Genomic DNA, 12,122 nt, shown 5'->3' with positions numbered 1-12,122 from the left:
CTACACCGGATGTCGTGAGTGGTCGGGATCGCCGCCGGTCAGGCGGGAAATCTCCGCCGCGAGGCGCTGGGCGGGGACGATGGAGACGATCGGGCGGAGCGCTTCGCTGGAAGCCGGAACCCGGATGTCGACGACTTCCACGCCGAGCTGCGCGCAGAGGTCGCGGAGCCGGACGGTGCGGCCGCCATCGTCGTGGTCCGGAATGAAGAGGATTGCGCCCATCCCCTGACGCAGAGCTGCCTGCGGTCCGTGCAACGCCTGTTCCACGCTGAGCGCCTCTGCCCACTGGAACGTCGCTTCCTTCAGCTTCAGCGCGGCCTCCTCGGCCGTGATCGCGTCGAGCCCGAACCCCGTGACGAGCAGCGGATCCTTGCCGGCGAGGCGGCGCGCGTCGTCGACGGGCGCGGGCTCGGCGAGCGCATCGCGGAGCAGACGCGGCGCGCTGGAAAGATCGAGGCCGAGCATCTGCCCGAGGGCGGCCAGCGCGGTGACGTACGAAACGCTGTGCGTCTGCGCCCGCTCGGGAGCACAGGTGCGGACCACGTGATCGGCGTCGGCGGTTGCCGCGTCGCCGCACACAGCGAACGTGCTCGCTCCGGCAGCGCGCGCCTTGCGTAGCACCGCGGCGGTGAAGCCGCGACCGGAGTGCGAGATGGCGACCACCTGCGCACCGGAGGGAATTCCGCTCCGCAGGGCGACGTCGTGCGAATCGAGAGCCTGCGCCGGATATCCGGCCCATGCCGCGGCGATGCGCGCCGCGTGGAGCGATGTCCCCTGGCCGCAGAACAACAGCGGACGCGACGGATCCAGGCGCGGCGCCGGCCGGCGCAATACTGCTACCACGGCGTCCGGCTGCGATTCGATCTGCGCGTCGTAGAGGAACTTCATCGGGGCGGCGCCACGGCGGGGTGCGCCTCCAGAGGTGCGATCTCTCTCGCCGACAAGCGCAGAAAACGCGTCAAGAGCGCCATCGCCACGGCGGTGAGGCCGGCGCACAGGCCCCACCACAGCCCGATCACGCCGTGGCCAAGACGCAGGCCGAGCACGATGGCCACCGGCAGCCCGATGGCGTAGTGGCCGACGAGGTTCGCGAGAAACGCGAACCGGGTATCGCCGGCCCCGCGGAGCACACCGGCGCCGACGCCCTGGATTCCATCGGAGAGCTGGAAGACGGCGCAGACCGCGAGCAGCGGCAGCGAGGCGGCGATGACGTCGGGTTGATCGGAGAGCATGCGCGCGAGGGCGCCGGGCAGGAGCCAGAAGCAGAGCGCAGCGATGGACATGATGCCCGCGCCGCCGGCGAACGCCGTCAGCCCTGCGCGTCGTGCTGCCGGCGTGTCGCGCGCGCCGATCGCCCATCCGACTCGCACCGTCCCGGCCATTCCTACACCGACCGCGGCGCAGAAGGTGAAGCTCGCGAGCGAGATTGCTACCTGGTGCGCCGCCAGACTGGACGCGCCGAGGCGGCCGGCCAGCACGCCGACGAGGGCAAAGACCCCGACCTCCGCTCCCATCTGCAAGCCGACCGGGATTCCCACCGAGAGAGCCTTGCGCAGGTCCGCGGACCGCGGCGGCTGGCGCCGTCCAGGTCGCACCGCCTTGGCGAGAATGGCGAACTGGAACAGCGAGCAGATGCTGGTCACGAGCCCCGATCCGGGCGCGCCAAGCGCCGGCATGCCCAGATGCCCGAAGACGAAGACCACGTCCAGCGCGAAGTTCGCGACGTTTGCCACCACCGTCGCAACCACGAGCGCGCGGAGCTGCTCGCGCGCCTGCAGGTACGAGCGCAATGCCGCGAACGCGAGCATGGGCCAGAGCCCGGGCAAGCGCAGCCAGAGGAAGAGCCGCGCGTCGCCCACGACTTCGGCGGGGATGCCCCAGGGCTCGAGCGCGAACGGCAGCGCAGCGATGGGCAGCGCCAGCGCCAGCGTGACGACGGCCGAAAGCCACAGCCCCTGCCAGATCAGCTCGCGGGCCCGCGCCTCGTCGCGCGCTCCGAGCGCCTGCGCAAAGAGCGGATCGAGGCCCAACATCGCTCCGAGCCCCACGATGGCGACGGCGAGGAAGAGGCCGTTGGCGAGGCCGACGGCGCCGAGCGGGGCCGCCCCGAGGCGGCCGACGACGGCGGTGTCGACCAGCCCCATCATGGCGTAGCCCGCCTGGGTGAAGGCGATGGGCGCCGCCAGGCGCAGCAGCTTTCGCAGCTCGTTCACGGAGCCGTCGTATCAAAGGTCGAAGCGCCCGATCAGCGGCACGTGGTCGCTCTTTCCCCAGAAGGGGCTCGAGCGATCGCCGAAACGGCACGTACCTTCCAGATCGAGCCAGTTCACGAGGGGGCTCGAGAAGAGATGATCGAGGTGCATGCGCAGCCTCATGAAGCCGGCGGTGGGGAAATCGCGGGGGTCGCGGTCAATCTGCCGCAGGTGCTTCTGCACGCCTACCAGGCCGCAATCGTCGGTGAGAAAGCGGTATACCGGCGAGTCGGGCAGCGAATTGAAGTCGCCGCAGACGATGAACGGCTCGTCTCCGGCGTGCCGGTGGATGAAAGCGGCCAGCGTCTTGGCCTCGTGCAGCTGATTCACGCCGAATCCCATCCTTTGCGAGGTCGTCCAGAACTCGCGTGAGAACGGCGTGGGCAGCGACAGGTGCGTATTGAAGATGTGGAACGGCTTCCCGCGCGGTCCGACCAGTTTCATGTGGGCGCAGATCCGCGTCTGCTTGCGGTCCTTCCAGCGGAGCACGTGGTGATAGGTGATGTCGTGCGGGCTTTCGCAGTTGTGGGTGTCGATCCGGATGCGGTAGCGGTGCACGAGGATGGCGAGCCCCATGCTCTGCAGCGGCGTGTTGCCGATACGGTTCACGTGGGCCCGGAAGTAGAATGCGTCATAGGGAAAGGGCGGCGGCCGTCGCTCGAAAGCGCGTTCCAGCTCGGCCATGAACGACTCGAGCTGCGTCTCCGTCCGATGTGATCGGCGGAAGACCAGGCTGCTGCGCAGCGAGAACGTCTCCACTTCCTGCAGGCAGATGATGTCGGCGGCGGGGTCGAGCGTGGCCAACGCATCCGCGATGGCGCGCTTGCTTCCTCGCGTGCTGGCGAGGCCACGGAGCGCATGTCCGAAGTAGCGGACGTTGTAGCTCACGATGCGCAGGGGCACGCCCGCGAGTGTATGTTCCTGCTCCATGATCGTCATCCGGAAGGCTGAGCCTCGCGACGTCCCGCAGATGCTCGCATTCATCCACGAGCTGGCAAAGTACGAGCGGTTACCACAGGAGGTGGTGGCGACGCAGGAGGACCTCCTCCGGGACGGCTTCGGCGAGCAACCTCGTTACTTCTGCCTGGTGGCGGAATGGAACGGAGCGCCGGCGGGCTTCGCCTTCTATTTCCACACCTACTCGACCTGGGTCGGGCGCTGGGGAATCTACCTCGAGGATCTCTTCGTCACGCCCCACCTCCGCGGGAAGGGTATCGGGAAGGCGTTGCTGGTCGAGCTGGCGCGGATCGCGGTGCGGGAGAAGTGCGGCCGGGTGAACTGGCAAGTGCTGGACTGGAACACGCCGGCGATCAACTTCTACCGCGGCCTCGGTGCGAAGATGCTGTCCGACTGGGAGACGTTCCGGCTGGCCGGCGACGCCCTGGAAAGGCTGGCGCGCGATGGATGAAAAGGAGTTCGGCCGCCGCGCGGCGGAAACGTTGCGAAAGCTCGACGACGCGCTGCGGGACGTGGACGGAGTAGAGTCGGATCTGGCCGCAGACATCCTGACGCTGGAGTTCGAGGACGGGGCGAAGTTCGTCGTGAACTCGCACTCGGCGGCGCAGCAGATCTGGATGTCGGCGAACATGCAGGCCTGGCACTTTGGGTGGGACGATGCGGCGAAGTGCTGGCGTGACTCCCGGTCGCGGGTGGAGCTGTTCAGCGAGCTCGGGAAGCTGGTCAGCGAGAAGTTGGCCCAGGCGGTGACGCTGCGGTCCTGAGGTCTGCTCATGTCGTGAGGTCTCTCGAATCGGGCCCAGGCCGGCGAAATCCCGGCGGGTCTGCTCCGTATAGCTCTCATGTCGTCGGACATGATCCCTTACCTGATCGCGGCGGTGGCCTTGATCGTCAGCGTCCTGATGGTGTTCGGGTTTCCTGCTCTCGCAATCATCGCCGTCAAGTATTTCAAGTTGAAGGAGCGCGAGCTGACGCTCGAGATGGAGCACCGCCAGAAGTCGCAGCAGCAGAACCTCGCCATCGAGGACCGGGTGCAGCGCCTCGAAGATGTGCTGACCAGCCTCGATCACGACGTGCGCGTGCGGCTGGGGATCGAGCAGCCGGCAACGCCCCTGCAGTCCCACCCGGAGCTCCTGGAGGGGCCCGGCGCCGCGCCAGATGCTCCGCGCGGGAAATCGCGGGATCCGGCCTCGACGAAGGCGCAGTAGCGACGATGCGAACGGCTCGGAGTCACTCCGCGGCCAGGTTCACCTGCTGCTCCGACTCCTCGCAGAAGAACCGGATGGCCGCTGCCGCCTGCTCAGACGTCTCGCAGCGCCCCTCATATCGACGAGTCAGCACCGTTCCGCCCCAATCCTCGACCGACTCGGACGCTTGCACGATTCCGATCGCGGAAAGCCGCTGCGAGACGCGCGCATCGAGCAACGCTTTCGCCGCTGCGGAGTCACCGCGCACCTCATAGTCTCCGCGCACCATCCGCTCCTGCGCGCGCAACCACACGGGCATCGGATTGAATCGCGCCCGCCCGGTCCGGCGCAGCACCTGCGCGCCATCCGCTGCGTCAGGGCCGAGCTGGTAACGGTCAGGCAGCAGCGCGAACAGCCGCCCCAGCCAAGGATCTGCTTCCAGCCGCGGATCCGGAGGACGCGGCGGGGGAGGCGGCGGACGAGGACGGAAGAGTGCGCGGAGGATCCTGCGGAGCATCCTCTACCCCGGCACGCCCCGGATCTTCCAGATGTTCTCCGCGTACTCGCTGATGCTCCGGTCCGAGGAGAACTTCCCCATCTTGGCGATGTTGAGGATCGCCATGCGCGTCCACTGGTCCGGATCGAGGAACGCCTTGTCGACGCGCTCCTGGCAGTCCGCATAGGACTGGAAGTCCGCCAGCAGCATGTACGTATCCTGCTCGAGCAAGGACTGCACGAGGGGCTTGAACACGTCGGGATGCTCGGGCTCGAAGAAGCCGGAGGCGATCAGGTCGAGCACGGCCTTCAGCTCCGCGTTCTTGTCGTAGTACTCGCGCGGCCGGTAGCCGCGCCGCTGCAGGTCGGACACCTGCTGCGCGGTCAACCCGAAGAGGAAGAAGTTGTCCGCGCCGACCTCGTCGCGGATCTCGATGTTCGCCCCGTCCAGCGTCCCGATGGTGAGCGCTCCGTTCAGGGCGAACTTCATGTTGCCGGTGCCGCTGGCCTCCTTGCCGGCGGTGGAGATCTGCTCCGAGAGGTCGGATGCGGGGAAGATGCGCTCCGCCAGCGAGACCCGGTAGTTGGCGAGGAAAACCACGCGCAGTTTTCCGTTCATCTGCGGATCCGCGTTCACCACCGAAGCGACGGAGTTGATCAGCTTGATGATCAGCTTCGCCGTTGCATACGCGGGCGCCGACTTGCCGCCGAAGATGAAGGTCCGGGGCACCATCTGCAGATCCGGATTCTTCTTCAACCGCAGATAGAGCGCGACGACGTGCAGCAGGTTGAGGAGCTGCCGCTTGTACTCGTGCAGCCGCTTCACCTGGACGTCGAACATCGAAGCGCGATCGATCGACACCCGGTACTCGGCCTCGATGTAACGCGCGAGATGCTCCTTGTTCCGCTGCTTGATCCCCCGCACTTCGCTGCGAAACGCCGGGTCGTCGGCATGCTCGGCCAGCTTGCCGAGCTGGTCGAGCTGCGTGATCCAGCCGTCGCCGATCCGCGTGGTGATCGCGTCGGCCAGGAGCGGATTGGCGGCGAGCAGCCAGCGGCGCGGCGTCACGCCGTTGGTGACGTTGTGGAAGCGCTCCGGCCACATCTCGTGGAAGTCGTGCAGCAGGTTCGCCTTCAAGAGCTCCGTATGCAGCGCCGCCACGCCGTTCACGCTGTGCGAGCCGACCACCGCCAGATACGCCATCCGGATGCGCTTGCTCTCCAGCGTGCCGTTGCCGTCGTCGACCACCGACATCCGCGCAAGCCGGGCTTCGTCGTACGGGTACCGGCTCATCACCTGTCGCAGGAAGCGACGGTTGATCTCGTAGATGATGGCGAGGTGCCGCGGCAGAAGCCGTTGGAAGAGCTCCACCGGCCACGTCTCCAACGCCTCGGTGAGCAGGGTGTGGTTGGTGTACCCGATGCTCGCCTGCGTCATTTCCCACGCCTTCTCCCAGGCGATGGAGTGCTCGTCCACCAGGATGCGCATCAGCTCGGGGATGGCGATGGCGGGGTGCGTATCGTTGAGCTGGATTGCCACCTTCTCGGGGAAGTTCTCCAGGGTGGGAAAGGCGACGAGGTGACGGCGGACGATGTCGTGCAGCGAGCAGGCGACGAAGAAGTACTGCTGCTTGAGGCGCAGCTCCTTGCCGAACACCTTCACGTCGCTGGGATAGAGGACCTTGGAGATGGTCTCGGAGCGGTTCTTGTCCAGTACCGCCTTCTCGTAGTCGCCCTCGTTGAAGTAGCGGAGATCGAAATCCGAGCTGGCGCGCGCGCGCCACAGCCGCATCGTATTGACGGTATTGCACCCGTAACCCGCGATGGGCGTGTCGTACGGCATCCCCACCACCTGCTCGCCCCCGGTCCAGTGCACCCGGAGCCGCCCGTGGTCCTCGGCGTGCTCCTCGGTGTGCCCACCGAAGCGCACCGGGACGCCGTACTCCGGTCGCGCGATCTCCCAGGGGTTGCCGAGCCGGAGCCACTCGTCCGGCTTCTCCACCTGCCAGCCGTCCTTGATCTCCTGGTCGAACATCCCGAACTCGTAGCGGATGCCGTATCCGTACCCGGGAATGTCGAGGGTGGCCATCGAGTCGAGGAAGCATGCAGCGAGCCGTCCCAGGCCGCCGTTGCCGAGCCCCGCGTCGACCTCCTGCTCGAGCACGTCGCCGAGGTCGAGGTTCAGCATCTTCATCGCGTCGCGCGTGGTGTCGTAGAGCCCGAGGTTGATCAGGTTGTTCGCGAGCGCCCGGCCCATCAGGAACTCGGCCGAGAGGTAGTAAATGCGCTTTGCGTCCTTGCGGTAGTAGCGCTGCTGCGTGCTGATCCAGCGCTCGATCAGGCGGTCGCGGATGGTCAGCGCCAGCGACATGTATCGATCCAGCTCCGTCGCCGAGTACTGATCCTTCGCCAGCGAGTAGAGCAGGTGGTTGGTGAACGAGTGCAGCAGGGCCGCCGCTTCGTTCGGAGCGGTGGCGCGGACCGGGCGATTCATGGCGCGAGTGTACACTGCCGGCCGCTAGCGAAGGTTGAGCAGATAGCCGAGCATGAACTCGACGCTGCTGGTGCTGCCCGCGTACTGCGCGACGTGCGACGGCGACCAGGCGAACTGGACCTGTCCCAAAGCCCGTCCGGGTCCAATCTGCCAGGTGGCGCCGACCGCCGGCGCGAGCCGGGATGTGATGGACGAATCGGTGTTCCTGCCGAGGTTCAGAGGAAAGATGACGCGGACGGTCTGCGACTGAAGTCCTGCCGCCAGGGTGGCGTGGACGTCCAACTTGCGCAGGACCTGGAGGCTGCCCCGGACACCGATCTGCGCGAGCCACGCGTGCGTCCTCGCCCTCTCCGCGAGCGCCGGCACTGCCGTGTACTGGCCGAGCTCCGACAGGAAGTCGCCGCCTGCGTCGAGCAGCGCTTCCAGCGGCAACGGCAGGCGGACCGCGACCTCGGCCAGGAAACCGCCGGCGGTGGCGCCGTCGAAGCTGCGTCCGATGGCGCCGAGAAGTCCGGTCGAGACGCTCCAGGGTCCCTGCGACCCCGACATTCGCCAGAACGAGCGCCGCGTGCCGGGCGCCTCGGGTCGCACTGTAACGTCCAAGGTCGACAGCTGGGCGTTCGCCTTCGCCTCCAATTTCGTCGAGCCGCTCTGGCCTTCCGAAGGCGTGAACTCGGCCAGGTAGATGCCGGGCCCAATGCGGCGGTGCATCCTCGTCTCACCTTCGCTGGCGCTCAGCGCCACCTTCGCCTCGTCATCCGGAGTGCCGTCCGGCTTCACCACGAAGATCTCCACCTCGAGCGGCGACGAAGGGCTCGCGGCGTCGGCGCGCGCAGCGAGCCGCAGGCGCGAGTAGGGCGGCGGTTCGAGGTCGAGCGGCTTTTCGCTGGTGTTGCCGAGCTTGTCCGTGATCCGAAGCGTCGTCTCGCGGACGCCCGGCGGAACCACCATCGGCAACCGCACGTTGCCATCGTCGCCGGCGGTGATCGGACCGACCATGCGCCCGGCGACGTTCGCCTCCACCTTCGAGCCCGGTTTCGTCTGGATCACCATCGAGTCCGAGCCGGAGAGCGGGATCGACAGCCACTGCAGCTCGCGATCGTCGCCATCGTCGATCTGCGCCAGCACCAGCGCGACCGACGGCACGCGGAGCGGCGGCGCATTGAAGCGCGCGCGCACGACGCTGCCCTGTCGCTGGGCGCCGCTGACAGTGCCGACGGTGGTGGAGAACGTCACTTTCGCGCCGGAGGAGGCACGCACTTCCAGATCCGCTCCCGCGTCCTTGCCGAGCACGAGTTGGGAAGGTTGCGCCGTCAGGGATGCAGCAATCAGCACCACTAGCGCCATTGCCAGAGCCTCTTTTTCACCTTCACGTCGGGGAGGGAGTCGTCGCGCAGGACGATGCTCTCCACCTGCTTGCGCCGCCCCAGCGCGTCCACGGTGACCACGGCGATCTTCTGCCTGCCCTGCCGCAGCGGCACTTCCGTTCGGAACATTCCGCCTTCGCCGACGGCAACGGGCTCGCCCTGGACGAAGACCCGGCTTCCCGGTTCGACGCGGCCGGCGATCGGCAGGGTGGCCTTGTTGGTTTCTCTCTGGTTCGGCCACTGCACGTTGAGCAGGACCCGGCGCAGCGCTTCCACCGGAACGGTGGGATGAGGATCGGTCTTGGTCAGACGGGTCACCTGTCCCTTGTTCACCTCGATCGACTTGCCGCCCCCCGACACGTTGACGGTGCCGGTCACCGAGGCGACGGCGACCACGCCGCGGCCGTCGGCGGTGACGAAGAAGTGGCCGCCTTCGCTGTGCGCGATCGCGTCGCTGTTCTCGATCTCGACGTCGAGCTTGCCCTTCTGCACGACCTCCGACTCGACGCTGCCGCGCACCCGCGCGCGCAGGTTCTGCTTGCCCACCTGCTTCAGCTCCAGCCGGCTTCCCTCGTGCAGCCGGACCCGGACGCCGTCGACGGCAACGTCCGCCTCGCCCACTTCGGTGCGCAAGGCGTCGCGCACGGAAAGCCGATCGCCGACCTTCGCTTCTTCTACCGAGCCGTCGACGGCGCGGAGTACCTGCACCTTGCCGGTTTTCCCCGTGACCACCGCCTCGGCATTTTCCCCTGCGGTTCCGCCAGCAGACGATGCTGCCACGCCCGAGCCAGACCGGTCCCGCCTGCACGCCGGGACGGCCAGAAAGACAGCCAGGAGCGCCACGGCGCGCCGCATCGCGAGACTGTACGAAGCGCGCTGGCAACTATGCAAATTTCGTTTGGAGACCCGGGTGTGCGTTTGCCTTACAGAAGCGGCAGCTGATTTCCGCGCCCCGGCCGGCGGAACGTCGGCGCGTCTTCGTCGCAGTGAAAGCCTTCGTTCATCCCGAGCCGCTTCACTGTCGCGTCGAACAGCGCGCGCGCCGCCTCGGCATACGTTCCTTCTCCTCGGCCCCGGACGCCCCAGCGCGAGTCGTACAGCTTGCCGCCGCGCGCATCGCGCACACGGTTGAGCACGCGATCGGCGCGCAACGGGAGCGATTCCCGCAGCCTCAGCTCGAACACCTGCTTCACCGATCCTGGCAGCCGAAGGAAGACGAATCCGGCCCGTCGCGCTCCCGCGGCGTGCGCCGCTTCGAGGATCCGGGGGATGTCCGCATCGGAGAGTCCCGGGATCACCGGTGCGACGTTCACGCCGACCTTCAGTCCCGCCGCCGCGAGACGCTCGATGGTCTTCATCCGCCGCCGCGGCGTCGCGACGTACGGCTCGATAGCATGGGCGTGCTCGCGATCCCAGATCGGGACGCTCACGCTCACCGAGACGCGCGCGTTCCGGTGGAGCTCCTGCAGCACGTCGAGGTCGCGCTCGATCAGCGGCGACTTGGTGATGATGCCCACCGGATTGCGATACTCGGCGCAGACTTCCAGGCAGCCGCGGGTGAGGCGATAGCTCGCCTCGAGCGGTTGGTAGCAATCTGTGACGCCGGAGAAGACGACCAGCTCTCCCTGCCACGATCGTCGGTCGAACGCCTCGCGCAACAGGCGCGGCGCGTCCGGTTTGACCGTGATCTTCCGCTCGAAGTCGGTGCCAGCACCGAGCCCGAGATACTCGTGCGTCGGCCTGGCGTAGCAATAAGCACAGGCGTGGAAGCACCCCCGGTACGGGTTGACGCTCCAGCTGAAGCCGACATCGGGACTGTCGTTGTGCGCGAGGATCTCGCGCGTGTGATCTTCGTAGACCTCGAGGCGCGCGGGCGGGGCCTGCTCGAGGTACTCGACCTCGGTGGTGGACCACGGGTTGGGAGGGTTCGAGATCGGCTTCAGCACGGCCGGATCTACTGCACGGAACAGGCGTTCAGGTCAAACGGCTTCGCGCTTGCAATGTCGTGCGCAGCGATTCATTCGTAGCGCCCCCACTGGAGGCGAGCCATGCAGAGCAGAGCGCAAGCGGTCTGGGAAGGCGAACTGATGTCCGGGAAGGGGCGGGTCAGCTCGCGGACGAGCGGCGTGCTCCGCGACGCCGGGCTGTCCTGGAAATCGCGCACGGAGTCGGCGGGCGCGAACACCACGCCCGAGGAGCTGCTGGCCGCGGCGCACGCGAGCTGCTTCGCGATGGCGCTGTCGCACGGACTCGCGCAGTCCGGGAAGCCGCCGCAGAAGCTGGATGTGACCGCGACCGTCACCTTCGGCCCCAAACAGGGCGGCGGTTTCTCGGTCGAGGAAAGTGCGCTCGAAGTGCGCGGTTCGGTCCAGGGCGTGGATGCGGCCGCTTTCCAGAAGGCGGCCGAGGCGGCGAAGGACGGTTGCCCCATCTCGCAGGCGCTCAAGAACAACGTCAAGCTGTCGGTCAAGGCCCAGCTCGGCTGACCGCGGAGAGTTACGAGATTGTCCGTGCACGGCGGGGTCATGGCGCTTAGCGTCATTGCCCATGCCAGCCGAGGATACGAACGCACGCAGCGGGGCGGGAGCGCAGCCGGAGGAGGCCCGCCCCGGGCCCGAGGCACACCTCGACGAGTGGGTCGCTCCCGACATCGCGGACGAGCAGGGCTTCCTCCGCGCCGGGAAGATTCTCGAGTGGATGGACGTGGTCGGCGTGCTGGCGGCGAGCCGCCACTGCCGCCGTCCGGTCGCGACCGCTTCGGTGGACGGAATGGAGCTGCTCCACCCGATCCGGGTCGGCGAACGGGTCACGATGACCGCCGCCGTCGGGTACACCTCGACGCGCTCGCTGGGCGTGTCGGTCTCGATGCGGCACGGGACACCCGCCGCCGAGCAGCGCTCACTCAAGGGATACATGACCTTCGTCGCGCTGGATCCGCACGGAAGGCCCGCGGTCGTCCCGCAGCTGCGTCCGCAGACTCCTGGCGAGGTTTCGCGGTTCCGGGAAGGCAACTTGCGGCGCGAGTTCCGCACCAAGTTGCGATCCGGGCAGCTGCCCGCGCCGCCTCCCCCCGCCGGCCGCGAGCAGGCTCTCTTTACACGCGAGCTGCTCAAGCTGCTCCCGCGCTCGTTGCCATTGCCGGTCGGCCGCGGCGTCACGCTCGAGCCTCGGCGCCCGCATGTCTCGTACGTGCACAAGATCGAGCCGGTGCGCGCCAGCAAGCTGAACTTCCAGGGCACGCTTTACGGCGGCACCTTGATGCGCTGGATCGAGACCACGGCCAATCTCTCCGCCCGCGCCTACCTCGACGGAGCGCCAGTGCGGCTGCGCGCATTGCACGGCCTCACCTTCATCCGGCCGGTGAGGCGCC

At 67.6% G+C, this 12,122-nt stretch carries 13 protein-coding genes; 5 read left to right on the top strand and 8 right to left on the bottom strand.

Annotation, left to right across the window (positions count from 1 at the left end; translation table 11 throughout):
• The 3 genes from E6J58_19990 to E6J58_19980 all read right to left on the bottom strand — a co-directional run bounded on the left by E6J58_19990 (position 1) and on the right by E6J58_19980 (position 3,182).
• Positions 1-888: a hypothetical protein gene (locus E6J58_19990; protein ID TMB33713.1), complete on the bottom strand. Its 888-nt coding sequence runs from the start codon at positions 886-888 to the stop codon at positions 1-3.
• Positions 885-2,147, bottom strand: a complete 1,263-nt coding sequence (locus E6J58_19985) for an MATE family efflux transporter (GenBank protein ID TMB33755.1) — start codon at positions 2,145-2,147, stop codon at positions 885-887. The genes E6J58_19990 and E6J58_19985 overlap by 4 nt, the downstream gene beginning before the upstream one ends.
• A gap of 78 nt (positions 2,148-2,225) precedes the next feature.
• On the bottom strand, positions 2,226-3,182 hold the full coding sequence (locus tag E6J58_19980) for an endonuclease (GenBank protein TMB33712.1): 957 nt from the start codon (positions 3,180-3,182) through the stop codon (positions 2,226-2,228).
• Here E6J58_19980 and E6J58_19975 point away from each other — a divergent pair.
• The 3 genes from E6J58_19975 to E6J58_19965 all read left to right on the top strand — a co-directional run bounded on the left by E6J58_19975 (position 3,181) and on the right by E6J58_19965 (position 4,417).
• The gene (locus E6J58_19975; GenBank protein TMB33711.1) at positions 3,181-3,660 is read left to right on the top strand and encodes a GNAT family N-acetyltransferase; all 480 of its coding nucleotides are present in this window, start codon (positions 3,181-3,183) and stop codon (positions 3,658-3,660) included. The genes E6J58_19980 and E6J58_19975 overlap by 2 nt on opposite strands.
• A complete protein-coding gene (gene cyaY, locus E6J58_19970) occupies positions 3,653-3,973 on the top strand; it encodes an iron donor protein CyaY (protein TMB33710.1) in 321 nt (106 codons plus the stop codon). The genes E6J58_19975 and cyaY overlap by 8 nt, the downstream gene beginning before the upstream one ends.
• Positions 3,974-4,063: 90 nt before the next feature.
• Positions 4,064-4,417, top strand: coding sequence for a hypothetical protein (locus tag E6J58_19965; protein ID TMB33709.1), 354 nt, complete (start codon positions 4,064-4,066; stop codon positions 4,415-4,417).
• 22 nt (positions 4,418-4,439) lie between these two features.
• On the opposite strand, the gene E6J58_19960 is transcribed toward E6J58_19965, so the two are convergent.
• The 5 genes from E6J58_19960 to E6J58_19940 form a co-directional block, all read right to left on the bottom strand.
• Positions 4,440-4,913, bottom strand: coding sequence for a hypothetical protein (locus E6J58_19960; GenBank protein TMB33708.1), 474 nt, complete (start codon positions 4,911-4,913; stop codon positions 4,440-4,442).
• A 3-nt stretch (positions 4,914-4,916) separates the two neighbouring features.
• Positions 4,917-7,385 (bottom strand): glycogen/starch/alpha-glucan phosphorylase, encoded by a 2,469-nt coding sequence (locus E6J58_19955; protein TMB33707.1) that lies wholly within the window; start codon positions 7,383-7,385, stop codon positions 4,917-4,919.
• Positions 7,386-7,409: 24 nt separating this feature from the next.
• On the bottom strand, positions 7,410-8,732 hold the full coding sequence (locus E6J58_19950) for a hypothetical protein (GenBank protein ID TMB33706.1): 1,323 nt from the start codon (positions 8,730-8,732) through the stop codon (positions 7,410-7,412).
• Positions 8,723-9,484 (bottom strand): hypothetical protein, encoded by a 762-nt coding sequence (locus E6J58_19945; GenBank protein TMB33705.1) that lies wholly within the window; start codon positions 9,482-9,484, stop codon positions 8,723-8,725. The genes E6J58_19950 and E6J58_19945 overlap by 10 nt, the downstream gene beginning before the upstream one ends.
• 191 nt (positions 9,485-9,675) lie before the next feature.
• Positions 9,676-10,695, bottom strand: a complete 1,020-nt coding sequence (locus E6J58_19940; protein ID TMB33754.1) for a PA0069 family radical SAM protein — start codon at positions 10,693-10,695, stop codon at positions 9,676-9,678.
• A gap of 105 nt (positions 10,696-10,800) precedes the next feature.
• On the opposite strand from E6J58_19940, the gene E6J58_19935 reads away from it, so the two are divergent.
• Together E6J58_19935 and E6J58_19930 are read left to right on the top strand one after the other, a co-directional pair.
• Entirely contained in the window at positions 10,801-11,238 is a 438-nt protein-coding gene (locus E6J58_19935; GenBank protein TMB33704.1) for an OsmC family peroxiredoxin, read from the top strand.
• A partial coding sequence (locus E6J58_19930) for a hypothetical protein (GenBank protein TMB33703.1) occupies positions 11,132-12,122 on the top strand: 991 nt, incomplete at its 3' end. The genes E6J58_19935 and E6J58_19930, both read left to right, overlap by 107 nt.

Source organism: Deltaproteobacteria bacterium, assembly GCA_005879535.1.
Taxonomy (GTDB): Bacteria; Myxococcota; Myxococcia; order Myxococcales; family 40CM-4-68-19; genus 40CM-4-68-19.
Note: the sequence above shows the minus strand (reverse complement) of the source record. Positions and strands in the feature narration are given on the sequence as shown.

Bases quoted from the DNA above. Each gene is read 5' to 3' on its own strand.
- E6J58_19985 (TMB33755.1), bottom strand. From the start codon at position 2,147: ATGATGGGGCTGGTCGACACCGCCGTCGTCGGCCGCCTCGGGGCGGCC.
- E6J58_19960 (TMB33708.1), bottom strand. From the start codon at position 4,913: ATGCTCCGCAGGATCCTCCGCGCACTCTTCCGTCCTCGTCCGCCGCCT.
- cyaY (TMB33710.1), top strand. From the start codon at position 3,653: ATGGATGAAAAGGAGTTCGGCCGCCGCGCGGCGGAAACGTTGCGAAAG.
- E6J58_19965 (TMB33709.1), top strand. From the start codon at position 4,064: ATGATCCCTTACCTGATCGCGGCGGTGGCCTTGATCGTCAGCGTCCTG.
- E6J58_19990 (TMB33713.1), bottom strand. From the start codon at position 888: ATGAAGTTCCTCTACGACGCGCAGATCGAATCGCAGCCGGACGCCGTG.
- E6J58_19980 (TMB33712.1), bottom strand. From the start codon at position 3,182: ATGGAGCAGGAACATACACTCGCGGGCGTGCCCCTGCGCATCGTGAGC.
- E6J58_19955 (TMB33707.1), bottom strand. From the start codon at position 7,385: ATGAATCGCCCGGTCCGCGCCACCGCTCCGAACGAAGCGGCGGCCCTG.
- E6J58_19975 (TMB33711.1), top strand. From the start codon at position 3,181: ATGATCGTCATCCGGAAGGCTGAGCCTCGCGACGTCCCGCAGATGCTC.
- E6J58_19935 (TMB33704.1), top strand. From the start codon at position 10,801: ATGCAGAGCAGAGCGCAAGCGGTCTGGGAAGGCGAACTGATGTCCGGG.
- E6J58_19950 (TMB33706.1), bottom strand. From the start codon at position 8,732: ATGGCGCTAGTGGTGCTGATTGCTGCATCCCTGACGGCGCAACCTTCC.